Below are 26,089 nucleotides of genomic sequence, written 5' to 3' on the forward strand. Positions count from 1 at the left end.
TTACGCCCATTTATCCGATGGGCTATCGTCATCTTCCCATTCCTCTGCCGCAGCTTCACCCTCTTCGAGATCGCGTGGTGGCTCCAGCTGGAATTCCCCTTCATCCCACTCGTGCAGGGTGTTTTCCGACTGCCACTCCTGACGCAGTTCCACCTCGTCGAAATCGCCGTCAAATATCGCCTGGGCTGCTTCGCCGCTGCAGATCGGCAGGCATTCACCTTGCTCATCTTCACCGTCAAAGAACTCTGCCTGCCACATGATGTCACCATCCTGCATCACGTACTTTTGTAGCGAGAACTGGCTCACGCTGGCATCGTCCTCGTGCACATCCGTCTGGCTGGCGAGAAACTCCTCGCGTGCGGCGTCGATAGCTTCTTCAAGCGTGCTGTACAAGCTCATAATGAACTCCATGTCTGTTGAAAGGGATTTCACAGAAGAATAGACGAAAAATGGAAGTGTGCAGGGCAGGCATAGAATAACGGCGGGCGGATGAATGCAATTCAACCGCCCAAACCGTTTAGATCATCTTTTGCGGGAAATGCAGTACAGGACGTACTGACTCGCGAATAATAGGAGCAGAGTAACGAATGCAGCATTTAATACAGGGTTTCACCTTTTTAAAATTAATACGAGCGGTTGATAAAGCCTGATTTAAATTATAGAGCGTACCGATAAAAACCATATCCTCCTTAACGGGTAGACGTTTACACTCTTTCCGATGCAAGAGGTGGTAGCCCTCTTGATCGGTACTGATTGTCACGTAGTAATAGATGCCTTTATTCATATTATAGGTTCCTGCGATATATTTGCTGTGTGTAATCTTTTTATATTTTTAGAAGGGCAGTTATTTGGCTAACTGTCACGGTTGAAATTAACTGGAATCGATTTCGCTAACAAATTCCAGAAAGGAATAAGCATAGCTCTTCTTTTGTAGAAACAGAATATAAAGGGGGTGGACTAAGACAATACCTTGTTATGTAAGTTAATTTTACTGGATTGATAAGCGGAGCAAAAGCATTCAGCAATATTAAATAGGAATAGGCCTGGAATGCGTGAAAATTAGATCCGTGACCACCTGTTTCAATTGATGAAGCTTTTTGATGCTGCTGGATGAGAATTCAAAGAGATGCGCATTTTAGTGTTTACATTTCGTTAACAAAGATGAATATTCTGCATTTCTACAGGTTATTCTGCTCCATGGATTAAGTTAAAGCTGGACCGAACAATGCCATCAGCCTGAATTCAGACTGGTCCGGTTTGACTAAAATTGACAGACTATCGTCGTGAAATAACGCAAATTTCTTCAGGAAAGCGTGGAGCACAGACTGTGCTCCACATCACATTAATACAGCGATGGTTGACCTTCAGGGCGGGTTTTAAAACGGCGGTGCAACCACATGTACTGCTCTGGTGCCAACAGAACGGTTTCTTCAACCACTTTATTCATCACGATAGCGGTATCGAGTTCATTCTCGAGCGAGAACTTATGGCGAATGTCAGGCATCATTTTAAGCTCATAACCGCGTCCGTTGGGCAGGCGGCGGGCGAGAAACGGGATCACGCTGGGATTGCCCAATCGAATCAACATATGCGTGCCCGTGGTGGTTGCCGCATCCTGCACGGCAAAGAACGGGGCAAACACGCTACTGCGCGGGCCATAATCATGATCAGGCGCGTACCAGATGATGTCGTTGTTCTTCATGGCGCGAATCATGCCTTTGAGATCTTTGCGATCCAGCATGCTCTTATTTGAGCGCATGCGTCCCCAGGTTTGCAGCCAGTCGATGAGCTTATTGTCATTCGGCCGGTAAACGCCAATGCCTGGATTGTGCATGCCAAACACGCGAGCACCCAGCTCCAGAGTCAGGAAATGCATGCCAATCAATAAAATGCCGCGTTTTTCCGCAAGCGCATGGCTGACATGTTCGAGCCCGGAAGTGGCCACCCATTTTTGAATACGCCAGTCAGGCCAGAACCACGCCATACCGGTTTCAATCAGCCCCATGCCAACCGATTCAAAGTTGTGCTTCACCATGGCTTCACGTTCGCTGGTAGGCATATCCGGAAAACAGAGTTCCAGGTTACGTTGCGCGACTTCCACACGACGTTTTAAGAAGCGCATGGCAATGCGGCCCAGGCCACAGCCAATCGTATGCAGCACCGGGTAAGGAAGTAACACCAGCAGATAAAGAAAGCCGATACCTATCCAGGTCAGCCAGTAACGCGGGTGAAGAAGTTCACGGGAAAATTGGGGAAGTTGAGTCATGGAAATGTCAGTATCCTGCGTCTTGTGCCAGAGAGTCCGGTTTCTGTTATTTGTCGTGATTATGCCATTTTTTCGTGCTGACTGAAATCAAGCATAGCCTGCAGGCGGGTGTAAGGCAGTCAGATTGCGCATTAATCTACCACTGCGGCGGAGAATTGCGTCGGTAATCACGCCATTCAGGATTATCTGACCAGGGGCTTTGCATCGAGCGGAATTCAGGTATCATGTGCGCGCTAAATTTCTCTGATTGCTAACAGGATCGAACACCATGCCAGTGTTACATAACCTTGTTTCCAATAAAGAGCTGAAAGAACGTATGCTGGCTGAAAACGAGCCGCGTACCACAGTCTCTTTTTACAAGTACTTCCAGATTGCCGACCCGAAAGTCTTCCGTGATGCCCTGTACATTGCGCTAACAAAGCTCAAGGTCTTTGGACGCGTCTACGTGGCAAAAGAGGGGATCAACGCGCAAATCAGCGTTCCTGCCAGCCAGTACGAAGCCATGAAAACTGCACTGTATGCGTTTGACCCGGCGTTAAATAACCTGCGAATGAACATTGCGCTGGACGATGATGGCAAATCTTTCTGGGTACTGCGCCTGAAAGTTCGTGAGCGCATTGTGGCCGATGGCATTGAAGATGAAAGCTTTGATGCCAGCGATGTCGGTGCCTATTTAAAAGCCGCAGACGTCAATGCGATGCTGGATGATCCCGATGCGGTGTTTGTCGACATGCGTAATCACTACGAATTCGAAGTGGGCCATTTCGATCAGGCGATGGAAGTCCCGGCCGACACCTTCCGCGATCAGCTGCCGATGGCCGTGGATATGCTGCAGGAGCATAAAGACAAAAAGATTGTCATGTACTGCACCGGCGGGATCCGCTGCGAAAAAGCCAGTGCGTGGATGAAACACAAAGGCTTCAATGATGTTTACCACATTGAAGGCGGCATCATTGAATATACCCGCCGTGCGCGTGAGCAAGGTTTGCCTGTCCGTTTCAAAGGTAAAAACTTTGTGTTTGATGAACGTATGGGCGAACGTATTTCTGACGATATTCTCTCGAGTTGCCACCAGTGCGGCGTGCCGTGCGATAGTCACACTAACTGCGTCAATGACGGATGCCATCTGCTGTTCATTCAGTGCCCGAGCTGTGCGGAGAAATACCACAACTGCTGCAGCCCGCTGTGCATGGAAGAGGCGACATTAACACCGGAAGAGCAGCGTTCACGCCGCGCAGGCCGTGAAAACGGTAATAAGGTGTTCAATAAGTCACGCGGTTTACTCAACATGACGATGGCGATCCCCGCGCCAGAGAAGAAGTAAACTGCATCCAGCCTGAGGCCGCATGACCTCAGGCTGGTTCTGCCTTACTGCCGCACGCCTTCCACTGAGATAATCAGCTCAGCTTTCTGCGATGCCGGTCCAAGATCTTTAGTGATATTAAAATCCTTCAGCACGATCTCACCGTTAGCTTCAAATCCGGCACGATAGCCGCCCCAGGGATCCTTGCCTTCGCCCAGCAGTCGGGCGTCCAGCGTGATCGGCTTTGTCACGCCGTTGAGCGTCAGGTCACCCGTGATCTTGTACTCTTTGCCCTCTTTTTTCACTGCGGTTGAGGCAAAGGTGGCTTGTGGGAATTTGGCGGTGTTAAGGAAATCCGCGCTGCGAATATGCTTGTCACGTTCGGCATGGTTAGTATCGAGGCTGGCGGTGTTCAGGGTCACGTTAACCTTATCGGCCGCTGGGTTGGCTTCGTCAAAAGTAAAAGTGCCGTCAAAATCTTTGAACGTCCCGTATAGCCAGCTGTAACCCAGGTGCTGAATGCGGAACTGAACAAAGGCGTGCTGGCCTTCTTTATCAAATTTATAGTCTGCTGCGCTGGCCAGCAAACTGGTGCCTAACAGGCTAGCGGCACTCAGTGTCAGTAGCGTCTTCTTGAGCATTTTACTTCTCCTTTTCAGAGGTTAACGGGATGCGGTAACCCAGCATCCTTTTCAATGTGACGTCTCGATCAATAAAATGGTGTTTTAATGCCGCCAGCCCATGCAGCGCGGAAAACAGCACTAATCCCCAGGCCAGCCACAAATGCAGATCGCCAGCCAAATCAGCCTGTTCACCTGCTCCACTTAACAGGGCGGGCACTTCGAACCATCCGAACACCGAGATAGCTTTGCCATCGGCGGTCGATATCAGGTAGCCGCTTACCAGTAGCAGCAACAACAAGCCATACAACAGCCCGTGAGCCAGGCTGGCGGAGCGGCGAATTAAGGGAGAATAGTGTGGTAAGAGTGCGGGTGGGGGAGAAATAACACGCCAGCCAAGGCGCAGCAGTAATGTGGCAAATAGGAGCATGCCAATGCCTTTGTGGATTTCCGGGGCGCTGTGATACCAGCCATCGTAATATCCCAATCCGACCATCCACAGACCCAGCGCAAACATGCCGTAAATGACCAGCGCCATTAGCCAATGCAACATAATGGTCATTAGCCCGAAATGTTGTCTGGAGTTACGCCACATAAAAGTGAATCCATATCTGGAAATAGGTGGTAATAAGCATCCATACTTTGAAATATGAAAGCAATTAAGCTTACCTTTCTATAAAATTTAAAAAGACATTCGGAAATTGTGCGTTTATATCGATGTCTGCGTCAGAAATATTGAAGATGGTTGTATAGGTGGCGGGGAAATAAAATTGAATTGAATATTGCTACACCTAATGCGGCAATCTTAACGCTTAAATGTCAGGAAAGAACTATTAATGTAAGCTTGCGTCAATATAAGGCTGGCGCCTGAGGCGCCAGCGAGACAACGTTAAGCAAAGCGCGAAAGTGAAAACGGCTTCAGGTCAAAGGATAAGGGCTTATCCTGGGCAAATTCACTGGCAAGTTCACCTAATACGCTGGCAAATTTAAATCCGTGTCCACTCAAGCCGGTAATAATTAATCGATTTGGCTCGCCTGGAAGGGTATCTACAATAAAGTCTTCGTCAGGTGTGTTGTCATAACTGCAGGCCTCACCGTGTAAGCAAACGCCAACCCCCGGTAAGAACTGACGCAGGAAACTGAAGGCTTCACTGCCGTCTGCAGCGATACTGCCGAAAGGTTTACGATCTTCGGGTTTCTGCATCAGCTGCCCGCCATCGTGACGTCCCACTTTTAATGCATTGTTGTCGGCAGGGAAGCCATAAAAGTGACTGCCATCAGGCATCTCCACCGTGAAGCCAGGAAATTGGTTGTTCTCGCTATAACGTCCATCTGCCTGATACCAGGCAAAGACTTTACGCACCGGTTGTACTGGCAAATCTTTTACCAGCTCACTCACCCAGGTTCCGGCACTGACCAATAATTTACGCGCGCGAAACACGCCGTCGCGGGTAGTGACTTGCTGCAAGTCACCATCGCGTGCGATCTCACTCACCGGGCAATTAAACAGTTGTGCGCAGCCCGCCTGTTCAGCCAGCTGTATCCAGCTACGAACCGCCTGCTCACATTTCAGGAAGCCGGAGTGAGGTTCGAATACCCCAACGTAGCCGTCGGGCACAGAGATCTGCGGCCAGCGCTTGCGCACTTCGTCTGCCTGCAGGATTTTTACTTCCAGTTGATAGGTTTTGGCGCTGTCGATGACATTTTGGATAAATGAGGAAGTGAGGGGGGCCAGATTGAGGATGCCGCTTCGATGCATAATGCGTTCACCGCTCTGACGTTCCAGCTCATCCCACAAGGTTTGTGCGCGCAGCACCAGCGGGACATAGCGTTCACCTTCGCCATAGGCATGGCGGATCAGGCGTGTTTCACCGTGGTGTGTGCCCTGGCTGTGCGGAGGATGGGCACTATCAATCATCAATACCGATAAGCCTGCCTGGGTTGCGTAAAAACCGGCGGCGGCTCCCACCGATCCGCTGCCCACCACAATCAGATCATAAACCATAACCACATCACTCCTGCCAAACGACGAAATTTTTCAACAGCATAGCAAAAAAATCGTGTCCATGAAAAAGGCACCCTATTGGGTGCCCTTTCACGCGAAGTAAGAAATTAGTGCTTTTGATTATCGCGTAGGTATTGCTCTGTGGACTCAATCTTTGCAATGCCAGCTTCGAGTATCGAGATGAACTGTCTGGCTACGTCGGTAGTCAGCCAGTAGGTGGGTCCCACGTCAGCTTCTTCTTCTTTCTGATCCTGCGATGATAGCGAGTGCAGGCGGATCATCATGGCGTCATAACTGTCTACGGTACTGATGTCCCATCCAACCAGCGGATGAGTCTGAATGACGTCTTTATTTCTGTCCATTATAACCTCCTTATTACTCGTTAAACGAAGTGCTTCTTGAGGTTCAATGCGGCTTTTCTTGCACTAGCGGAACAATTATAACATGAAACAGGCGGTACAATAGTTAAAACGTGTGGCGATTAAAAAGAGAACGATAATAAATGCGTTCAGAATGCGACTTTTGTCGAATAATAAAGTGCCCGCTGCTTCGGGCCTTTATTCGATAATCGTGACAGTGGCTACACCTTAGTTATCGGCGGCGTTAGGGGAAAACTTTACGCTGCAGCGACAAGTAAAAAAAGGCCAGTTTCAGGCCTGCGCTTCTGGAGGCAGCTGGCCATTACGCCGCTGAATCTCTTCAGCCAACCGAGTAAAGTGCTGCTGTAACTGTGCGTCGTGGTTCTGATTTTGCGCTTCGAGCGACAGATTATGCACCAGTAACTGACTGGCGCGATCGTCGAGGCAGAACGTCAAACTGGCAAAGGCATTTTCCAGCACCGTTAAACGTCGCTGCTGTTCAGCAATTAATGCCAGCAATTCACCGAAGGTCATCGCCTCTTCTGGTTTTTCAGTAGTCATGTAAAACACCTCCCGTAAGCATGACGAGGCAAGGATAGGGTATCGTTAAACATGAGTCTAGATGCAGCGACTTTATCTGGCGAGAGGGAAATTAAAACAAAAAAACCGGGTGGCGAAACCCGGCAAAAACGGCACAGTGGCAGTTAATCAGTAATAAACCAGTCGTCTGCGCTTTCCCACGTTTCTTGTAAAATATCGCTAATGCGTTCGCGTGACGCTTTACAGCCACCAAATACGCTCAATTGATTGCCGCCCGCATAACGGACTTTGACATGGTGATTATCTTCGGGAAAATCACGGGAAATACGACGGGTGAGTTCGGCACTGAGTGCATCCAGTGCACCTGCGGGAAGGGGCTGAGTTTTCGCTACGGTAATTTCAACACGCATAAAAGCCTCCGGGATAATATACTGGTTATTTGTACAGTAAAATTATCCCAAAGGCAAGCCATGCATTATTATTCTTTGATGCGCCAGTTCAGCGTCTCACCTGCAAGGAACGGCACCAGTGTGTCATCGGTCACATTGATGGTGTCCTGCACTGTCCATGACTCGCGGACCAGCGTCAGCGTGCCTTCATTCAGTGGCAGGCCATAGAAGTTCGGGCCGTTTTCTGAACAGAACGCTTCAAAATGTTCCAGCGCATTCAACTCTTCGAATACCGTGGCATAGGCAGGCAGCGAGGTCGGTGCGTTAAACACGCCGGCACAGCCGCAGCTGGCTTCTTTCAGATGACGCAGATGCGGTGCCGTGTCCGTGCCGAGGAACACGCGACGATTGCCACTCGCCACCAGGGCGCGCAGCGCTTCCTGATGAATATTGCGTTTCAGGATCGGCAGGCAATAGAGATGAGGGCGAACACCGCCCACCAGCATGTGGTTACGGTTAAACATCAAATGCTGTGGTGTAATGGTGGCACCCAGCAGGTCGTTGCCCGCAGCCAGATATTCTGCCGCTTCTTTAGTGGTGATGTGTTCCATCACCACTTTCAGGGCTGGGAAGCGCTGACGCAGCGGTTCCAGCACGGTTTCGATAAAGCGTGCTTCACGGTCAAATATATCGATGTGCGAATCCGTGACTTCACCGTGTACCAGCATCGGCATACCGATCTGCTGCATACGATCCAGCACGCTGGCGATGGAATCAACATTGGTGACGCCGTGGCTGGAGTTAGTGGTGGCATGCGCGGGATAGAGTTTTGCTGCCGTGAAGGTCCCGTCGCGGAAGCCACGCTCAATTTCATCCGCATCTAATGAATCGGTGAGGTAGCAGGTCATCAGTGGCGTAAAAGCGTGTTCAGCGGGCAGCGCAGCCATAATGCGCTCGCGATAGGCATTGGCGGCCTCGACGCTGGTCACCGGTGGAACCAGGTTTGGCATGACAATCGCACGACCATTGACCGCACTGGTATAAGGCAGAACTGCATTAAGCATCGCGCCATCGCGCAGATGGATATGCCAATCGTCAGGGCGGCGAATCGTGATTTGCTGGGGTTGGGCTGTCATTCAAAAAGGCTCCGGCTGAGAAAAAACGAATGGGCACGTTTAGGCCGGGGAGTAATCATAAGGGTGTGAGCAACCGTTTGCACGGGATTTTATTGCCGGAAACAAAAACCGCACCCGAAGGTGCGGTGGTTGAGGTTAATCCGTAAACGGAATCACCAATTGTCCCGGCTTCACTTCAATACCCTTGGCAAATTTCTTCGCCAGTGCTTCCCCTTTACTACGGTCTTCGCTTAGCACATAGGCAGGCTTCTCATTGAAGTAGCGTTTGAGAGACTCATTAAGATAAGGCGTCAGTGTTTTCATGATGGACGCCATCTTTTCTGGTTGTACTTGCGCGTCGACAATTTCAATATCATGCAGATAAATTGCGCCTTCCTGCGCATTGAAAATCGGCTGCGCTTTCATCTTCAGCTGCATCTCAGCCTGCTGTGGACCAAACAGCGAGCTGACATTGATGTTTGCTTTGCCGGAGAGGGTAATCTTACCGGGTTCTTCACGACCAATCTGACTGGTGAGATCGCTGAGCACGATGTGTGCATTGACCAGCCCGGATACGCCGATGTCTTTTTCGAAGTTATTGCGCTTCTGCAGCGCTTGATTCACTTCCTGTTCGCTAATGGTGTATTGCGTCAATTGATTACAGCCGCTCAACAGCACGGCTAAAAACAGGGCTAATAGCCCAGACATCGCCTTTTTCATAGATCCTCATCCTGAACGATACGGCAAAACAGCCATAGCCTGCCTGAAACCGGGCCAGGTGTCACCATGAGAGGGATGAGAAACGCCGCAGCGTTTCTCATCGGACGGGGCTATGCCGCGATGGAAGAGAGCAGGTTAATCTGGGTTTGCTTCGCCATATTGTCGCGGTAATCCGCTACGCGACTCGGCCATTCGATGCCAGCCACTAAGGTGAGCGAACGCAGGAGCGGAAACAGATTGATATCGTCTTCAGACAGTTCGCCATTCACGGCATTGGGTTTGACGATGAGCTTATCGAGTTGGCGCAGGTCATCACTGATGTTTTTTATCAGCCCGGGCGCGTGTTTACGCAGCTCAGTGAAATCTCCGACGCTGGCCTGTTTTTTCTCACGGAAGTAACTCCGCGCTTCCGGCGTGGCAAATTCCGCAAACGAGGCATCAGCGATGCGCGGAATCAGCAGCTTATTGATATAGCCGTTAACGCGGCGCAGCCATTCGCTGATGGCGGGGTTGTTTTTGCCATTAAGCAGCGGCTCGCGATCCTGCTTATCCACCAATCGGACAATGTCCATACTCTCTGGCATCGCACTGCCATCGGCTTTTTGCAGAATGGGCGCCATCTTCTGCCCGATGAGTTTTTTTGGCATCTGCTCATCGTCATTGAGCATAACGATCAATTCAACCGGCAGGTTCTTTAAGCCAAAAATCATGCGTGCTTTCACGCAGAAAGGGCAGTGATCGTAGATGTAGAGTTTCATCCCGTTTCTCCTGTGTAAATCTAAGGGTGACAAAGGTCACCCTTTTTCCGGACGTGCGGGAAGTATGGAAGAGATCCTCCGAAGGGGCAAACTAGCTGCTGAAGATGATCGGTGCCACCGGGCGCGGCTGGAACTGCCACCACAATGCCAGCAGAGTGATGATGCCAACGCTGCTCAGCAACATCCAGGGCAGTTCAGGCAGAGCCAATTGCTGGCCCATGTCGAACATCCACCCACCACCGGAGTAGCCAATCAGACCGCCGATAGCCAGACCTAAACGACTGAATCCCATGTAACTGCCCCGCGCGCGTGAACTGGCCAACGATGCGCTGAGCGTCTCGCGTGCCGGTTCGGCGATGATGGACCCCAGGTAGAACACGCCGATTAACAAAAACAGCGAAGGGAGAGATTGGGTCATGCCGACAGGCAGCAGGCTAAAGGTCATCAGGAATAAACCCGCCATAAGCCGGGTTTCCAGGCGGAAGCGTTTTTCGCTCCAGCGGGCCAGCGGATAGAGCAGGCTGAGCGACAGCATGGCTTCGATGGCGTACATCCATTTCACGGCGGCGGGCGCACCAGCCACCTGATTCACCATCACCGGCAGCATCAGCATGACCTGCACGGCCAGAATGTAGTAGCCGGTCAACGTCAGCACATAGAGGCGAAAACGTTTATCCTGCCAGACACGCTGCATACCTTCGCGCATCGCAATGCGTTCCGTTGAGATGCGCCACGCCGGTAGCCACACGGCGTTAAATATCGCCGCAGCGACAAACACCGCTGCACCCACCCAGCACACCAGGCGGAAATCCCACGCCAGCAACCAACTGCCAATCAGCGCCCCTAGCACCGCTCCCGCGCTGTCCTGCATCATCAGCAGCGAGAAGAAGCGACCGCGTTCACGAGCGCGCACCAGTTTTACCACCATGGCGCTGCGGGGCGGGTCAAACAAGGTGCCACCGAGGCCGGAAAGCAAACAGGCCAGCCACAGCATCCAGGGTTGATGCGCCAGCGCCATGCAGGCAAATCCGGCTGCGCGCATCAGCATGCCCGTCACAATCAGCGGACGGGCGCCAAAACGGTCCGCAATCGCGCCGCCGAAAATGCCTAGCCCCTGCTGTACAAATTGACGCAAACCCAGCGCGATACCCACCATTAACGCCGCCCAGCCCAGTTGCTCAACGAAATGGATAGAAATCAGTGGAAATACCACGAAAAAGCCTAACACTACCAACATGTTATCGACTAAGAGGAATGTTTTACCGAGGCGTCGTGCCCGCGCTACCCGAGACATGCTTAATCCTGAGCAAGAGAAGAGAAAAGTGACCAGTTGGTCTATTTTCCGCCTGCGCTGACGGGAAAGACAGCGTATCCAGGATGATATTTTTTCATCGAATCCGCAGAAAAATTAATCCTGGATAAGGATGAATTGCGTGGCAGGGGCTTGAGGGTTTTACCGTAGTGAAAGGGACGGTTATAGTGAGAAGTATCGCCTCAGGCGTACATCTTTCTTAAAGTTATGGATTTCAGGAGTCATGATGTTTGGCTATCGTTCTGCTGGACCCCGCGTGCGCCTGACTACCGATCGTTTGGTGGTCCGTTTAGTTCACGAGCGCGATGCCTGGCGATTGGCAGATTATTATGCAGAGAACCGCGTCTTTCTTAAACCCTGGGAGCCGGTGCGCGACGAGAGCCACTGCTATCCCTCGGGCTGGCAGGCACGCCTTGGACTGATCGCGGATATGCATAAACAGGGCTCTGCCTACTATTTTGTGCTGATGGACCCGGAAGAGCATGAAGTGCGCGGAGTGGCCAATTTTAGCAACGTGCTGCGCGGTTCATTTCACGCCTGTTACCTCGGTTATTCATTAGGCGAGAAGTGGCAGGGGCAAGGCATGATGTTTGAAGCGTTGCAGTCAGCGATTCGCTATATGCAACGACAGCAACGCATTCACCGCATTATGGCTAACTATATGCCGCATAATCAGCGCAGCGGTGATTTGCTGGCGCGTCTCGGATTCGAGAAAGAGGGTTATGCCAAAGATTACCTGCTGATTGATGGACGCTGGCAGGATCACGTGCTGACCGCGCTGACGTGGCAGGAGTGGACCGCGGATCGGCGTGGACAATAAAAGGAAAACCGCATGAAGATGGCTTTATCCGCGCAGGCGCTGCGTGTGATCGGTTGCCTGTTAGAGAAACAGGTCACCACTCCGGATCAATATCCGCTTTCCCTTAACGGCGTGGTCACCGCCTGTAATCAAAAATCCAACCGTGAACCGGTGATGAACCTGAGTGAAATGGAGGTGCAATCTCAGCTTGATGAGCTGGTGAAAAAGCATCTTGCCACCTCCAATAACGGGTTCGGTCAACGCGTCAGTAAGTATGAACAGCGATTCTGTAACTCTGCATTCGGTAATTTGCAGCTTAACAGCGCAGAAGTGGCGGTGCTGACGCTACTGTTCTTACGCGGCGCACAGACGCCGGGTGAGCTGCGTACCCGCAGTGGACGTTTGCATGAGTTCAGCGATATGAATGAGGTCGAGCAAACGTTGAACGGCTTAATCACCCGTGATGACGGCCCGATGGTGGTGCGTCTGGCACGTGAGCCGGGTAAACGCGAAAGCCGTTATATGCATCTGTTCGGCGGCGATGTGGCTGAAGCACCCGCCGCGAGCACGGATGAGATGGACAGTGAAGATTTGGTCAGCCGGGTTGCGCAGTTGGAACAACAGGTGGCTCAGCTGCAATCCCAGCTGGAGCACCTGTTGCAGAAGGAGCAATAACATGACGCTACGTATCGGTATTGTTGGATTAGGCGGCATCGCGCAAAAAGCCTGGTTGCCCGTGTTGTCGCACGCCACCGACTGGCAGCTGGCAGGGGCGTTTTCGCCGAATCAGGCTAAAGCCCAGCCGATTTGCGACAGCTACCGCATGCCATATTTCAGTCAGCTGGACGCGCTGGCAGCCGCCAGTGATGCGGTCTTTGTGCACAGCAGCACCGCCAGTCATTTTGAAGTGGTGCAGGCGTTGCTGCTGGCGGGCAAAGATGTTTGCGTGGATAAACCATTAGCCGAAACCCTGCAGCAGGCGGAAGCGCTGGTGGCTTTAGCGGAGAAGCGCAAACGCAAACTGATGGTGGCGTTTAATCGTCGCTTTGCGCCACGCTATCAACAGTTGAAAGCGGAAATGCCGCGAGCGGCTTCACTGCGTATTGAGAAGCATCGTGCGGATAGCGTGGGTCCACAGGATCTGCGTTTCACTTTGTTGGATGACTACCTGCACGTGGTGGATACAGCGCTGTGGCTGGCAGGGGGCAAACTGACGCGTGAGCAGGGCTTTATTGAAACTAACGAGGAGGGGGCGATGCTGTATGCCGAGCATCACTTCTCGGCGGGGGCACTGCAAATCACCACCAGCATGCATCGTCGCGCGGGCACGCAGCGCGAGGTGGTGAGCGCCATCTGCGACGGTGACTACATCGAAATTAATGAGATGCGTGACTGGCAGCAGGAGAACCTCGGCGGCTTACGCACCGATCCGGTAGCCTCCTGGCAAAGCCATCTTGCTCAGCGTGGTTTCAGCGGTGCGGCACAGCATTTTATCCAGTGCGTACAAAATCAGACGATGCCTGAAACCAGCGGTGAACAGGCGCTGGCGGCGCAGCGTCTGGTGGAAAAACTGTGGCGCGATGCCGAACAGGAATAACCCCTTGTAACACTCAATGCTGGTCATTTCCCGCCGTGGCAGTAGACTATCGCCGGACATCAGCAGATGTCCGCGCTAAGTTGCTCATTTATCCGACACTTTTCAGGATGCGCCACTCAAAATGAATTTGTTGAAATCGCTGGCTGCGGTCAGTTCGATGACCCTTTTTTCCCGCGTGCTGGGCTTTGCCCGTGATGCCATAGTGGCTCGCGTTTTCGGTGCCGGTATGGCCACCGATGCCTTCTTCGTGGCCTTTAAACTGCCCAATCTGCTGCGCCGTATCTTTGCGGAAGGCGCCTTTTCTCAGGCGTTTGTGCCCATTCTTGCCGAATACAAAAGCAAGCAGGGCGAAGAGGCCACACGCGTATTTGTGGCCTACGTTTCCGGTTTGCTGACGCTGGTGCTGGCGGTGGTGACGGTGCTCGGCATGATTGCCGCGCCCTGGGTGATTATGGTCACTGCGCCCGGATTTGCTGATACCGCCGATAAATTCGCGCTGACCAGTTCGCTACTACGCGTTACCTTTCCTTATATTCTGCTGATCTCCCTGGCGTCGCTGGCCGGTGCGATACTCAACACCTGGAATCGTTTCTCGGTTCCGGCATTTGCGCCGACGTTATTAAACATCAGCATGATTGGCTTTGCGGTGTTTGCTGCCCCGCATTTCCATCCACCGGTGATGGCGCTGGCATGGGCTGTGGTGGTCGGTGGGGTGTTGCAACTGTTCTACCAACTGCCGCACTTGAAGAAAATCGGCATGCTGGTGTTGCCGCGCCTCAACCTGCGTGACGCCGGCGTATGGCGCGTCATGCGCCAAATGGGACCGGCGATTCTTGGCGTATCGGTGAGCCAAATATCCCTGATCATCAACACCATTTTCGCCTCATTCCTCGTCTCGGGTTCAGTGTCGTGGATGTACTATGCTGACCGTTTGATGGAGTTCCCGTCGGGCGTATTGGGTGTCGCACTGGGCACGATTTTGCTGCCATCGTTAGCGAAGAGTTTCGCCAGCGGCAATCATGATGAGTACTCGCGTCTGATGGATTGGGGCCTGCGCCTCTGCTTCCTGTTGGCCCTACCGAGCGCTGTTGCCCTCGGCATCCTCTCTGGCCCACTGACGGTGGCGCTGTTCCAGTACGGTAAATTCACCGCGTTCGATGCCGCCATGACGCAGCGTGCGCTGGTGGCGTATTCGGTAGGATTGATGGGGCTGATTGTGGTCAAAGTGCTGGCGCCCGGATTCTATTCGCGTCAGGACATTAAGACCCCGGTGAAGATTGCGATTGTGACGCTGATCATGACGCAGGTGATGAACCTGGCGTTTATCGGCCCGCTCAAACATGCCGGATTGTCGTTGTCGATTGGATTAGCGGCTTGTTTGAATGCCGCGCTGCTGTACTGGCAATTACGTAAACAGGATATCTTCCAGCCGCAGCCGGGTTGGTTTAGCTTCCTGGTGCGTCTGATGATTGCGGTTGTGGTCATGGCAGCAGCGCTGCTGGGCATTCTGCATGTGATGCCGGCCTGGGAAGAAGGGCAGATGTGGTGGCGGTTACTGCGTCTGGCTGCAGTCTGTGCTATTGGCGGTGGTGCTTACTTTGTCATGCTGGGTCTGTTGGGCTTCCGCCCGAGAGATTTTGCCCGCCGCACGCTGGCATAAAAAAATCCCGCCTCGGCGGGATTTTTCTTTATTAACCTTTGCGGCTGAGCGTCGACTGACCTTTGCCTAATCCATCGGGACCGTAAAACGCCTGAGTCTGGTGCGGTTTCAGTACCGAGAGCGCATCATTGGTGAAGCTGATTTGATGCTGCAGCAGAATACCGTTATGAGTGTTGGTATCGCGCAAACGGCGGGTATGCTGCTGAATGCTCTGCCAGCGGCGTTCACGATCGCTGTGACCATCATAGGGCGCCTGAGTACCGAGTGATTTTTCGGTATTTCGGCGCATGTCGTCCAGATAATTCAACGTCGTCAGCAGCGCGCTTTTATCTTCTGATATGCGCTGCAACAGGTTGCCATTAACCTGGCCGGCAGACAGTTGCTGTTGCTCTTCATCCATCACCACAGTGAGTGAAGCCAGCACGTCCTGCATTTTATCTAAGGTGGTCAGCAGATTGTCCATTGGGATTAGTTACCCTCTAAATACGCCTTGGTATCGGCGATCAGCGCGTCGGCGATCTTACCGGTATCCATTTTCAGTTCGCCATTACGAATAGCGGTTTTCAGTTGTTCAACACGTGCAGTGTTGATGTCTTTGCTGCCCGGCTGCATTAACTGCGCCTGAGCCGTGCTCAACTTCACTTCGGCACCGCTTTCGCTGGTGCTGGCGTTGGTTGAAGCAGTCACGTTTTGGCGCACCTTGCCGTTGTTATCGTTGGTGTCGCGGGATTGTACAGTGCTCACCGGAATTAAAGGCTGCGTTCTGTCGATGCTCATGGTCGTGCTCCTGTAAGGTCAGCTGAGGGTCAGTCAACTGAGTCAGCATAGGGTAATGTCTGTGTTGATATCTCTATCGGCAGAACAACAAGGTTCTTTAACGCTTTATAGCGATATCAGAATATTCCCATCCGCGTCGACGCGCCCACTGACAACCTGACCATTTCCCATGCGCACGCGCACCATTTGTGCCGCGCTGGCGTTGTTCAGCGCACGTCCTTCGCTACTGGCATTAAACCCGTTTCCGCTGGCTACCACCATCACATTTTGTCCTGCTTTGACCCGCCAGGGCTGACGCAGCATCATTGCGGTCACCGGCTGTCCAGGCGGGATATCGCGCAGCGCAATCGCATCGGTCACGCTGTTGTTATCGAACAGGGCTCGCGGAGGCAGTTCATCCAGACGCCCGGTCTCGAGACGGAAATCATTCGGGTCGAGGGTACTGCCACGGGCGACCTGACGGCTGGCAACTAAATACTGACCGGTCACCTGTACCTGAACTTGCAGGAAACGACGATTCTGATCGCAACTGGCGGCAATGCTGAGATTACCCCACTGGCGGCTGTTGCCCGGCAGTTGTAACGCCGGTGCCTCGCAGGTCGGCCACTGCTCTTTGGGTGTGCGCACCACCACGGTCATCCCCGCGGCATGTTGCGGATCGCGCGCTTTAAAAAACTGCGTTAACTGTGCGGTCAGGTCCGCCGCATGGCCGGGCAGCGCGAAGGCCAACAACAACGTGGCCAGCAAAGATAAAGAACTGCGCATAAACGCCTCCTGTCGAGAAGATGGCCTGAGTCTACTCTTCGCGCGAAAAATTCAATGTCAAAAATAGCCGTGATTTTTGCTGCTATTCAGACGATCGCCCTTGCATTTGTCCACTTAAGCTGTCAGCTCGAAATTCTCATTCGCGGAGGAAGCATGCTCGACAAACTCGATGCCGCGCTGCGATTTGGTACAGAAGCGTTAAATCTGCGTGCTCAGCGCCAGGAAATCCTGGCGTCCAATATTGCCAACGCCGATACCCCGGGCTACCAGGCGCGGGATATCGACTTTGCCAGCCAGCTGAGCAAGGTGATGGAAAATGGTCGCGCGGAGGGGAGCAGCATGGCGCTGAAAGTCACCTCTTCACGCCACATCGCTGCTGAAACCAACTCTCAGCCATCCATGGACCTGATGTACCGCATTCCCGATCAACCTGCCGCGGATGGCAACACCGTGGATATGGATCGTGAACGTACCCAGTTTGCTGATAACAGCCTGAAATACCAAACCGATCTCACCCTCATCAGTAGCCAAATCAAAGGCATGATGAGCGTTCTGCAGGGGCAATAACCATGGCATTGCTGAATATTTTTGATATCGCCGGTTCTGCGATGACCGCGCAATCACAGCGCCTCAACGTCAGTGCCAGTAACCTGGCCAACGCCGACAGCGTCACCGGGCCGGATGGCCAGCCTTATGTGGCAAAACAGGTGATATTCCAGACCGATGCCGCCCCTGGCGCGGCGACCGGTGGCGTCAAGGTCGCGGGCGTGGTGAACGATCCTACCCCGGCCAAATTGGTGTATGACCCCGGTAATCCGATGGCGGATGAGAAGGGTTACGTCAAGATGCCAAACGTCGATGTCGTATCAGAAACCGTCAACACCATGTCAGCGTCCCGCAGTTATCAGGCCAACGTCGAAGTGTTGAATACGGTGAAATCAATGATGATGAAAACCCTGACGATGGGTCAATAACGGAGCACGAACATGAGCGTAGCAGTCGGCGTTAATGCCAATCTTGACCCAACGGTACTGAGTTCGTCCAGTTCAACAGGGACGGGAAACAGTGCTCAGGACTTGCAGAACCAGTTCCTGACCATGCTGGTGACGCAGTTGCAGAACCAGGATCCCACCAACCCAATGGACAACAGCCAGCTCACCACACAGCTGGCGCAGATTAACACCCTGAGCGGCATTGAGAAGCTGAATACCACATTGGGTTCTATCTCTGGTCAGCTCACCACCAGCCAGTCACTGCAGAGTACGACGCTGATTGGGCATGGTGTGATGATTGATGGCAGCCAGATCCTGGTGGGCAGTGGTACCACGACACCTTTCGGTGTGGAGTTGAGTACAGCCTCTACCGCCACCACCGCGACCATCAAAGATTCGAACGGCACTGTGGTTCGCACTGTCGATTTGGGCGCATTGACGTCCGGCGTTCACGCCTTCTCCTGGGACGGCAAAGATGCGAATGGCACGACAGTGGCTGATGGTAAATATTCTGTATCAATTGCCGCCAGTAATGGCAGCACACAATTGGTGGCACAACCGCTTAATTACGCTTACGTGAATGGCGTGAGTACGGTGGATAACACCTCAAAACTGGACCTCGGCACCATGGGCTCCGCCACTCTTGATGAAGTTCGTCAGATTCTCTAATTCAATTTTAGCAGGAGACACGTTATGTCTTTTTCTCAAGCTGTCAGTGGTATGAATGCGGCCTCCAGTAACCTGGATGTCATTGGTAACAACATCGCCAACTCCGCGACCGCGGGTTTCAAATCCAGCACCATTTCGTTCGCGGATATGTTTGCTGGTTCAAATATCGGTATGGGTACCAAGGTCGCTGCGGTTATTCAGAACTTCAACGACGGTACCACGACCTCAACCAGCCGTGGTCTGGACGTGGCACTGAGCGGTAACGGTTTCTTCCGAATGACCGATGCCGCGGGTAGCGTGTACTACTCTCGTAATGGTCAGTTCACGCTGGATGCCAACCGTAACCTGGTGAACACTCAGGGCATGAGCGTGACCGGCTATCCGGCAACCGGTACCCCGCCGACCATTCAGACGGGTGCAAACCCGGTGGCATTGAGCGTACCGACGACGCAGATGTCGGCGCGCGCGACCACGACCGCCGGTTTGGTGTCTAACCTGAACTCCACAGATAGCGTGCCAACAGTGGCAACCTTCAGCTCGTCAGACGTCGATAGCTACAACGCCAAAAGCACCGTCACTGTGTATGACTCACAGGGTAACGATCATGCTCTCGACCTCTATTATGTGAAAACCAGTGATAACAACTGGGATGTGCACGCGATTGATTCCACGACTGGAGCGTCGGCAGGTGATTTCTCCATGACCTTTGACTCCAACGGTAAGCTGCAATCTATCACAAGCGGCGGGACAACCACCGCAGGCGCAACCACTGTTGGCTTGACTATTCAGGGATCTAATGGTGCTGCGGCTAATCAGGCCATCACGTTGAGCGTACTTGGAAGCCAGCAACAAAACACCGGCACCACGTCATTCGGAAACCCAACGCAGGATGGTTATGCGCCGGGCGACCTGACCAGCTACGCCATCAACGATGACGGCACCATTACCGGTACCTATTCGAACCAGAAAACTCAGCTGCTGGGTCAAATCGTTCTGGCCAGCTTCTCTAACCCGGAAGGCCTGCAGTCAGAAGGCGATAACGTCTGGTCTGCGACCAACTCTTCGGGTCAGGCAGCTATCGGTTTGGCTAACACCGGCACTTACGGTTCACTGACTTCAGGTGCACTGGAAGCCTCCAACGTCGATCTGAGTAAAGAGCTGGTCAACATGATCGTTGCACAACGTAACTATCAGGCGAACAGCCAGACGATTAAAACGCAGGATCAGATCCTCAACACCCTGATCAACTTACGTTAATTCGCTAACGGGATTGCATTATGGATCACGCAATATATACCGCGATGGGCGCCGCCAGTCAGACGATGGAACAACAATCGGTGACCGCCAGCAACCTCGCCAACGCCTCAACGCCGGGCTTCCGCGCCCAGCTCAACGCGTTGCGCGCGGTGCCGGTCAACGGCTGGTCGCTGCCGACGCGCACCTTAGTGGCTGCCTCAACGCCGGGTGCCGATATGACGCCAGGGGCGATGGACAACACCGGACGCCCGCTCGATGTGGCCGTACAGCAAGATGGCTGGCTGGCGGTGCGAACCGCTGACGGTTCTGAAGCCTATACCCGCAACGGCAATATGCAGATCAGCTCGACCGGTATTTTGACCATTCAGGGCAATCCCGTGATGGGCGATGGCGGTCCAATCGCCATTCCACAAGGCTCCGAACTGACCATCGCGGCTGACGGTACCATCACCTCGCGTAATGCGGGTGATGCACCGAACGCCACGGTGCAGATTGGCAAGCTGAAGCTGGTTAAGGCCACGGGCAAAGAGTTACAGCGTGGTGACGACGGCATGTTCCGTCCAACCCAGGCGACGCAGGCGACACGCGGTGCGGCTTTAGCCCCTGATGCAACGGTCGCAGTCATGCCAGGCGTGCTGGAAGGCAGCAATGTTAAGCCAGTGGAAACCATGGTCGACATGATCGCCAACGCCCGACGTTTCGAGATGCAGATGAAAGTCATCACTAACGTCGATGAAAACGAACAAAAAGCCAATCAACTGCTCAACATGAGCAGCTAAGGCGTAAGGAAAACAACATGATTCGTTCTTTATGGATCGCTAAAACCGGCCTTGACGCCCAGCAAACCAATATGGACGTCATTTCGAACAACCTTGCGAACGTTTCAACCAACGGGTTTAAACGTTCGCGTGCCGTGTTCGAAGATCTGATGTATCAGACGCTGCGTCAGCCGGGCACGCAGTCATCGGAACAGACCACATTGCCTTCAGGCTTGCAGATTGGTACCGGTGTGCGCCCAGTGACCACCGAGCGTCTGCATACCCAGGGCAACCTGTCGCAGACCAGCAACTCAAAAGACGTGGCGATCAACGGTCAGGGTTATTTCGAAGTGCAGATGCCAGACGGTACCTCTTCATATACGCGTGACGGTTCATTCCAGGTAGATCAGAACGGTCAGCTGGTGACCAACGCCGGCTATCCGGTTCAGCCTGGGATCACTATTCCGGCGAACGCCACCAGCATCACCATCTCGCGTGACGGTGTGGTGAGCGTGACGCAGCAGGGGCAGACCAACCCAGCGCAGGTGGGACAGTTGACGCTGAGCACCTTTATGAACGATGCGGGCCTCGATAGTCTGGGTGAAAACCTCTATCAGGAAACGCAGGCATCCGGTGCGGCGACGCAGAGTACGCCAGGGCAGAACGGCGCTGGTTTGCTGTATCAGGGTTATGTTGAAACCTCTAACGTCAACGTGGCGGAAGAGTTGGTCACCATGATTCAGACGCAGCGTGCTTATGAAATCAACAGCAAAGCGATCACCACCTCTGATCAGATGCTGCAGAAATTAACCCAGGTTTAATCTGGGGCCGTTGGGCCAGCCTGGCTGGCCCGATTAAGAACATGAATAAGGTCAGAACTCCGTGGCGAAGCAAGTGATTCTCAAGCCTGGGCATTGGTTAGTAGCCACGCTGCTACTGACATTAAACGGTTGTGCGTTAGTCCCGCGTACGCCTCTGGTGCAGGGTGCCACAACGGCAGAACCCACGCCTTCCGCACCGCCAGTGGTAAACGGTTCCATTTTCCAGGGCGTTGCGCCACTGAACTATGGCTATCAGCCGCTGTTCGAAGACCGCCGTCCACGTAACATTGGCGATACTCTGACGATTACGCTGCAAGAAAATGTCAGCGCCAGCAAAAGTTCTTCAGCCAATGCGAGCCGCGATGGCAGCAACAGCTTTGGCGTGAGCACTGTGCCAACCGGCCTGAGCGGTCTGGTCGGCGCCGCCGGTGAGAAAGCCGGACTGGATGCCAATGGCAAAAATGACTTCGCTGGCAAAGGTGGCGCAACGGCCAATAACACCTTTACCGGCACCATCACCGTCACCGTGAATCAGGTGTTGTCGAATGGCAACCTGCGCGTGGTCGGTGAGAAACAGATCGAAATTAACCAGGGAACCGAATTTATTCGCTTCTCCGGTGTGGTTAACCCACGCACCATCAGCGCCAGCAACGCCGTGTTGTCAACGCAGGTGGCCGATGCACGTATTGAGTATGTCGGAAACGGGTATATCAATGAGGCGCAAACCATGGGCTGGTTCCAGCGTTTCTTCCTGAACGTGTCGCCGATGTAATCGAGGTAATGATGAAAATGAACACTCTGCTGCGTCTGAGCCTGAGCCTGCTGCTCGGTGTCAGTCTGATGGCCCAGGCTGACCGCATTCGCGATCTGACATCCGTGCAGGGCGTGCGCGAAAACCAGCTGATCGGCTACGGCCTGGTGGTGGGGCTTGATGGGACAGGTGACCAGACAACACAAACCCCGTTTACCACCCAGACGGTAAGCAACATGCTGTCGCAGCTCGGTATCACCGTGCCCACCGGCACCAATATGCAGCTGAAAAACGTGGCGGCGGTGATGGTCACGGCGAAGCTGCCGTCGTTTGCGCGGCAGGGGCAGAATATTGACGTGGTGGTCTCTTCGCTGGGTAACGCCAAAAGCCTGCGCGGTGGCACGCTGTTAATGACGCCGATGAAAGGGGTCGATAACCAGGTGTATGCGCTGGCGCAGGGAAATATTCTGGTGGGCGGTGCAGGTGCATCTGCAGGCGGCAGCAGTGTGCAGGTTAACCAGCTAAACGGTGGCCGCATTACTAATGGTGCAACGGTAGAGCGCGAGCTGCAAAGTAACTTTGGCAGCCAAAACACCATCAATCTCCAACTGAATACTGAAGATTTCACCATGGCGCAGCGTATTGCCGATGCGATTAATAGCCGTGGCGTGGGTTCAGCGCAGCCACTTGATGCGCGTACCGTGCAGATTCGCGTTTCACCCAACAACAGTTCACAGGTGCGCCTGCTGTCAGAAATCCAGAATATAGACGTTTCCGTGCCGGTTGAAGATGCCAAAGTCATCATCAACTCGCGTACCGGTTCGGTGGTCATGAACCGCGAGGTGACGCTCAATACCTGTGCTGTGGCGCAAGGCAACTTGTCGGTGACAGTGAATCAGCAGCAGAACGTCAGCCAGCCGAACACGCCGTTCGCCGGTGGACAAACCGTGGCGACGACGCAGACGCAGATCGACTTGCGCCAGAGCGGCGGAGCCTTGCAGCGTGTTAACGCCAGCGCCAACCTTAATAACGTGGTCCGTGCACTTAACGCCCTGGGCGCAACGCCGATTGAGCTGATGTCGATTCTGCAGTCGATGCAAAGTGCAGGCTGTCTGCGCGCCAAACTGGAAATCATCTGATGACCGATACGCAATCGCTGATGAGTGCGGCCTATGACAGCCGCTCACTGAACAACCTGAAACGCGAAGCAGCCGCCGACCCGAAAGGGAAGGCGCTGCAGGTGGCAAAACAGGTTGAGGGAATGTTCGTACAGATGATGTTGAAGAGCATGCGTGAAGCGTTGCCGCAGGATGGCATCTTTAGCAGCGACTCAACGAAGATGTACACCTCAATGTACGATCAGCAGATTGCGCAGGAAATCGGTAAACGCGGGCTGGGTATGGCGGATTTGATCGTCAAACAGATGCAGCCCGCGCAAGAGCCTGATGAAACCGCTGGCACGGTACCGATGAAGCTGGATAACAGCTTCATTTATAGCAATCTGCCTTCCAACCAACTGGAGCAGATGGTACGCAAAGCGGTGCCGCGTCTGCCGGTCTCGCCGTCCAGTTTCCCAGCGGATAGCAACGACTTTATTGCCCAGTTATCCCAACCCGCGCAGGCCGCGAGTCAGCAGAGTGGTATTCCTCATCACTTGATCCTTGCCCAGGCGGCGCTGGAATCGGGCTGGGGTCAGCGCCAGATCCTGACGCGTGACGGCAAGCCGAGCTACAACGTGTTTGGCATCAAGGCCGGTGGTGACTGGAAGGGCGCAACCACCGACATCATGACCACCGAATATGAAGGTGGCGTGGCGAAGAAAGTGCGTGCCACCTTCCGTGTGTATGGTTCCTATATGGAAGCACTCAGCGACTACGTCAAACTGCTGTCCAATAACCCGCGCTATGCCGCCGTTGCCAATGCCGCAACGCCGGAGCAGGGCGCACGAGCCCTGCAGGCAGCGGGCTACGCCACCGATCCGAAATATGCGCAGAAATTGGTGGGAATGATCCAGCAATTCAAAAACATGGGCGAGAAAGTCGTGAAGGCGTACAGCCAGGATATCACCGATTTGTTCTGATTTTTTACCTCAAGTTTCACTTAAGCACGCCGATAACCATCATAAGCTGCGGGCGTTTTAGCCCGCCCAATCGCACTGATGACTGCCAGCCCGGTTAACGGGAAATAAAGGAACCGAGATGTCCAGCATAATTAACTCAGCGATGAGTGGGCTGAGCGCCGCACAGGCCGCATTAAGCACCACCAGTAACAACATCAGCAACTACACGGTAGCGGGTTACTCACGTCAGACCACCATTCTGTCGCAGGCCAATAGCACCCTACAAGGCAACAGCTACTATGGCAATGGCGTGACGCTGTCTGGCGTGCAGCGTGAATATGATGAGTTTGTTACTGCTCAGTTGCGCGGATCCAATGCCAATTACAGCGCGGTGAATACCCAATACAGTCAGATTTCAAACATTGATGACCTGCTGTCGACATCGACCACCAGCCTTTCAACGTCGATTCAAAGCTTCTTTACCAATGTGCAAAACGTGGTAAGTAATGCAAACGATCCGTCTGCACGTCAATCAATGCTGAGCTATGCCCAGGGGTTGGTCAATCAGTTTCAGACCACGGCGCAGTACTTGAATAACATGCAAACCAGCGTGAATACGGATATCGCCTCTAACGTTGACCAGATTAATACCTACACCAGCCAGATTGCCGATCTCAACACCCAGATTGCAAAACTGACCACCGGCAACGGTGCTGCACCGAATGATCTGCTGGATCAACGCGATCAGTTGGTGAACAACCTTAATAACATCGTTGGGGTAAACGTCTCTCAGCAAGAGGGTAGCTATATCGTCTCGATGGGGAGTGTCACTCTGGTTAACGGCAAAAATTCGACTAATTTGGTCGCGATGCCTTCCAGCGCCGATAACTCGCGTATCACTGTTGGTTATGTCGACAAGCAAGCAGGTAATGTCGAAATTCCTGAAAAAACCCTGACGACCGGTTCACTGGGTGGTTTGCTGGCGTTCCGCACGCAGGATTTAGATACCGTACAGAATCAGCTTGGCCAGTTAGCGGCAGCCTTCACCACCAGCTTTAACGCCGTGCAAACTGCAGGATATGACAGTAACGGCGATCTGGGCACGAAATTCTTCAACATCGGCTCACCGAACGTAGTGAGTAACAGCAAGAATACGTCCACTGCAACGGTGACCGCAGAATGGTCTGATACCAGTGCGCTTAAAGCCTCAAACTACTCCATGAGCTATGACAGCGCCAGCAGTACCTGGTCTGTGACTCGCTTGTCTGACAACGTGAAATTTAGCGTTACGCCTGATGCGACAGACGGCACACTGAGCTTTGATGGTCTGAAATTAACCGTTACCGGTACGCCTGATAATAAAGATAGTTTCCTGGTAAAACCGGTCCAGAACGTGATTAGCAGTATGTCTGTGGCTATCACGGATGAATCGCAAATCGCTGCTGCATCCAGTGCGACCAGTGGCGAAAGTGACAACACCAACGCCCAAAAAATGCTGGATTTGCAGGATGCGAAGTTGGTTAACGGCAACGCAACGATTGCGCAAGCGTATGCCAGCATCGTCAGCACGGTGGGTAACAAAACCAGCACGCTGGAAACGGCCAGTACCACGCAGAAAAACGTGGTCGATCAGCTTACCGACCGTCAGCAGTCGGTCTCAGGGGTGAACCTTGATGAAGAGTACGCCAACCTGACCAAATATCAGCAGTTTTATATGGCGAATGCGCAGGTATTGCAAACCGCCAGCACGATTTTCAACGCGCTGATGGACATCCGCGGCTAAGCATAGAGGATAAA

General features: G+C 53.2%; 31 protein-coding genes. 15 read left to right on the top strand and 16 right to left on the bottom strand.

The features are described from left to right. The 3 genes from JK231_RS00495 to JK231_RS00505 form a co-directional block, all read right to left on the bottom strand. Positions 1–399, bottom strand: coding sequence for a MysB family protein (locus JK231_RS00495; protein WP_034820175.1), 399 nt, complete (start codon positions 397–399; stop codon positions 1–3). 118 nt (positions 400–517) lie between these two features. Beyond that, positions 518–784, bottom strand: a complete 267-nt coding sequence (locus JK231_RS00500) for a hypothetical protein (protein ID WP_034820172.1) — start codon at positions 782–784, stop codon at positions 518–520. A gap of 558 nt (positions 785–1,342) precedes the next feature. Continuing rightward, positions 1,343–2,266 carry a Kdo(2)-lipid IV(A) acyltransferase gene (locus JK231_RS00505; protein WP_034820169.1) on the bottom strand — a complete coding sequence of 308 codons (924 nt, stop codon included), beginning with the start codon at positions 2,264–2,266 and terminating at the stop codon, positions 1,343–1,345. A 268-nt stretch (positions 2,267–2,534) separates the two neighbouring features. On the opposite strand from JK231_RS00505, the gene JK231_RS00510 reads away from it, so the two are divergent. Beyond that, positions 2,535–3,590 (top strand): rhodanese-related sulfurtransferase, encoded by a 1,056-nt coding sequence (locus tag JK231_RS00510; protein ID WP_058959603.1) that lies wholly within the window; start codon positions 2,535–2,537, stop codon positions 3,588–3,590. 44 nt (positions 3,591–3,634) lie between these two features. On the opposite strand, the gene JK231_RS00515 is transcribed toward JK231_RS00510, so the two are convergent. The 10 genes from JK231_RS00515 to mdtH all read right to left on the bottom strand — a co-directional run bounded on the left by JK231_RS00515 (position 3,635) and on the right by mdtH (position 11,369). After that, entirely contained in the window at positions 3,635–4,210 is a 576-nt protein-coding gene (locus tag JK231_RS00515) for a YceI family protein (protein WP_097119600.1), read from the bottom strand. Position 4,211: 1 nt separating this feature from the next. Then, the gene (locus JK231_RS00520) at positions 4,212–4,784 is read right to left on the bottom strand and encodes a cytochrome b (protein ID WP_097119601.1); all 573 of its coding nucleotides are present in this window, start codon (positions 4,782–4,784) and stop codon (positions 4,212–4,214) included. A gap of 294 nt (positions 4,785–5,078) precedes the next feature. Beyond that, on the bottom strand, positions 5,079–6,194 hold the full coding sequence (gene solA / locus JK231_RS00525; protein WP_160832485.1) for an N-methyl-L-tryptophan oxidase: 1,116 nt from the start codon (positions 6,192–6,194) through the stop codon (positions 5,079–5,081). 107 nt (positions 6,195–6,301) lie between these two features. Then, the gene (gene bssS, locus JK231_RS00530) at positions 6,302–6,556 is read right to left on the bottom strand and encodes a biofilm formation regulator BssS (protein WP_013508627.1); all 255 of its coding nucleotides are present in this window, start codon (positions 6,554–6,556) and stop codon (positions 6,302–6,304) included. A gap of 288 nt (positions 6,557–6,844) precedes the next feature. Beyond that, a complete protein-coding gene (locus JK231_RS00535; protein ID WP_034820140.1) occupies positions 6,845–7,114 on the bottom strand; it encodes a hypothetical protein in 270 nt (89 codons plus the stop codon). 143 nt (positions 7,115–7,257) lie between these two features. After that, positions 7,258–7,503 carry a DNA damage-inducible protein I gene (dinI, locus tag JK231_RS00540; RefSeq protein ID WP_097119603.1) on the bottom strand — a complete coding sequence of 82 codons (246 nt, stop codon included), beginning with the start codon at positions 7,501–7,503 and terminating at the stop codon, positions 7,258–7,260. A 68-nt stretch (positions 7,504–7,571) separates the two neighbouring features. Further along, positions 7,572–8,618: a dihydroorotase gene (gene pyrC, locus JK231_RS00545; RefSeq protein WP_211727776.1), complete on the bottom strand. Its 1,047-nt coding sequence runs from the start codon at positions 8,616–8,618 to the stop codon at positions 7,572–7,574. Positions 8,619–8,753: 135 nt separating this feature from the next. Then, positions 8,754–9,317 carry a lipoprotein gene (locus JK231_RS00550; protein WP_211727777.1) on the bottom strand — a complete coding sequence of 188 codons (564 nt, stop codon included), beginning with the start codon at positions 9,315–9,317 and terminating at the stop codon, positions 8,754–8,756. 110 nt (positions 9,318–9,427) lie between these two features. Continuing rightward, positions 9,428–10,075 (bottom strand): glutaredoxin 2, encoded by a 648-nt coding sequence (gene grxB / locus JK231_RS00555; RefSeq protein WP_058959598.1) that lies wholly within the window; start codon positions 10,073–10,075, stop codon positions 9,428–9,430. Positions 10,076–10,166: 91 nt separating this feature from the next. Next, positions 10,167–11,369: a multidrug efflux MFS transporter MdtH gene (gene mdtH, locus JK231_RS00560; RefSeq protein ID WP_034820128.1), complete on the bottom strand. Its 1,203-nt coding sequence runs from the start codon at positions 11,367–11,369 to the stop codon at positions 10,167–10,169. Between the two features lie 244 nt (positions 11,370–11,613). Here mdtH and rimJ point away from each other — a divergent pair, with 244 nt between their 5' ends. The 4 genes from rimJ to murJ all read left to right on the top strand — a co-directional run bounded on the left by rimJ (position 11,614) and on the right by murJ (position 15,443). Then, positions 11,614–12,207: a ribosomal protein S5-alanine N-acetyltransferase gene (gene rimJ, locus JK231_RS00565; RefSeq protein ID WP_034820126.1), complete on the top strand. Its 594-nt coding sequence runs from the start codon at positions 11,614–11,616 to the stop codon at positions 12,205–12,207. Between the two features lie 12 nt (positions 12,208–12,219). After that, positions 12,220–12,861 (top strand): DUF480 domain-containing protein, encoded by a 642-nt coding sequence (locus tag JK231_RS00570; protein ID WP_034820121.1) that lies wholly within the window; start codon positions 12,220–12,222, stop codon positions 12,859–12,861. A 1-nt stretch (position 12,862) separates the two neighbouring features. Next, a complete protein-coding gene (locus tag JK231_RS00575; protein ID WP_211727778.1) occupies positions 12,863–13,783 on the top strand; it encodes a Gfo/Idh/MocA family oxidoreductase in 921 nt (306 codons plus the stop codon). Between the two features lie 121 nt (positions 13,784–13,904). Further along, positions 13,905–15,443, top strand: a complete 1,539-nt coding sequence (gene murJ, locus JK231_RS00580; RefSeq protein ID WP_097119606.1) for a murein biosynthesis integral membrane protein MurJ — start codon at positions 13,905–13,907, stop codon at positions 15,441–15,443. Positions 15,444–15,474: 31 nt separating this feature from the next. On the opposite strand, the gene flgN is transcribed toward murJ, so the two are convergent. The 3 genes from flgN to flgA all read right to left on the bottom strand — a co-directional run bounded on the left by flgN (position 15,475) and on the right by flgA (position 16,985). After that, positions 15,475–15,906: a flagellar export chaperone FlgN gene (gene flgN / locus JK231_RS00585; RefSeq protein ID WP_058959595.1), complete on the bottom strand. Its 432-nt coding sequence runs from the start codon at positions 15,904–15,906 to the stop codon at positions 15,475–15,477. A gap of 5 nt (positions 15,907–15,911) precedes the next feature. Beyond that, positions 15,912–16,220 carry a flagellar biosynthesis anti-sigma factor FlgM gene (flgM, locus tag JK231_RS00590; RefSeq protein WP_034830662.1) on the bottom strand — a complete coding sequence of 103 codons (309 nt, stop codon included), beginning with the start codon at positions 16,218–16,220 and terminating at the stop codon, positions 15,912–15,914. Between the two features lie 105 nt (positions 16,221–16,325). Further along, on the bottom strand, positions 16,326–16,985 hold the full coding sequence (gene flgA, locus JK231_RS00595; RefSeq protein WP_097119607.1) for a flagellar basal body P-ring formation chaperone FlgA: 660 nt from the start codon (positions 16,983–16,985) through the stop codon (positions 16,326–16,328). A gap of 153 nt (positions 16,986–17,138) precedes the next feature. Here flgA and flgB point away from each other — a divergent pair, with 153 nt between their 5' ends. From flgB to flgK, 10 genes are all read left to right on the top strand, one after another. Then, positions 17,139–17,552 carry a flagellar basal body rod protein FlgB gene (flgB, locus tag JK231_RS00600; RefSeq protein ID WP_034830667.1) on the top strand — a complete coding sequence of 138 codons (414 nt, stop codon included), beginning with the start codon at positions 17,139–17,141 and terminating at the stop codon, positions 17,550–17,552. Between the two features lie 2 nt (positions 17,553–17,554). Beyond that, a complete protein-coding gene (gene flgC / locus JK231_RS00605; protein ID WP_034830669.1) occupies positions 17,555–17,959 on the top strand; it encodes a flagellar basal body rod protein FlgC in 405 nt (134 codons plus the stop codon). A 12-nt stretch (positions 17,960–17,971) separates the two neighbouring features. Next, positions 17,972–18,646 (top strand): flagellar hook assembly protein FlgD, encoded by a 675-nt coding sequence (gene flgD / locus JK231_RS00610; RefSeq protein WP_034830672.1) that lies wholly within the window; start codon positions 17,972–17,974, stop codon positions 18,644–18,646. A 24-nt stretch (positions 18,647–18,670) separates the two neighbouring features. Continuing rightward, the gene (flgE, locus tag JK231_RS00615) at positions 18,671–19,903 is read left to right on the top strand and encodes a flagellar hook protein FlgE (RefSeq protein ID WP_211727779.1); all 1,233 of its coding nucleotides are present in this window, start codon (positions 18,671–18,673) and stop codon (positions 19,901–19,903) included. 20 nt (positions 19,904–19,923) lie between these two features. After that, entirely contained in the window at positions 19,924–20,682 is a 759-nt protein-coding gene (locus tag JK231_RS00620) for a flagellar basal body rod protein FlgF (protein WP_034830676.1), read from the top strand. Between the two features lie 17 nt (positions 20,683–20,699). Continuing rightward, the gene (gene flgG / locus JK231_RS00625) at positions 20,700–21,482 is read left to right on the top strand and encodes a flagellar basal-body rod protein FlgG (RefSeq protein ID WP_034830678.1); all 783 of its coding nucleotides are present in this window, start codon (positions 20,700–20,702) and stop codon (positions 21,480–21,482) included. Between the two features lie 61 nt (positions 21,483–21,543). Further along, a complete protein-coding gene (locus JK231_RS00630) occupies positions 21,544–22,254 on the top strand; it encodes a flagellar basal body L-ring protein FlgH (protein WP_034830679.1) in 711 nt (236 codons plus the stop codon). Positions 22,255–22,271: 17 nt separating this feature from the next. Next, complete coding sequence (locus JK231_RS00635) at positions 22,272–23,372, top strand: flagellar basal body P-ring protein FlgI (protein WP_034830711.1); 1,101 nt, start codon at positions 22,272–22,274, stop codon at positions 23,370–23,372. Continuing rightward, positions 23,372–24,313 carry a flagellar assembly peptidoglycan hydrolase FlgJ gene (gene flgJ, locus JK231_RS00640; protein ID WP_034830681.1) on the top strand — a complete coding sequence of 314 codons (942 nt, stop codon included), beginning with the start codon at positions 23,372–23,374 and terminating at the stop codon, positions 24,311–24,313. Before JK231_RS00635 ends, flgJ begins: the two co-directional genes overlap by 1 nt. Before the next feature lie 118 nt (positions 24,314–24,431). Further along, positions 24,432–26,075, top strand: coding sequence for a flagellar hook-associated protein FlgK (gene flgK / locus JK231_RS00645; RefSeq protein ID WP_211727780.1), 1,644 nt, complete (start codon positions 24,432–24,434; stop codon positions 26,073–26,075). Positions 26,076–26,089 lie beyond the last annotated feature (14 nt).

The sequence above is a fragment of the Pantoea sp. JGM49 genome (genome assembly GCF_018257655.1).
GTDB classification, from domain to species: domain Bacteria; phylum Pseudomonadota; class Gammaproteobacteria; order Enterobacterales; family Enterobacteriaceae; genus Pantoea; species Pantoea communis.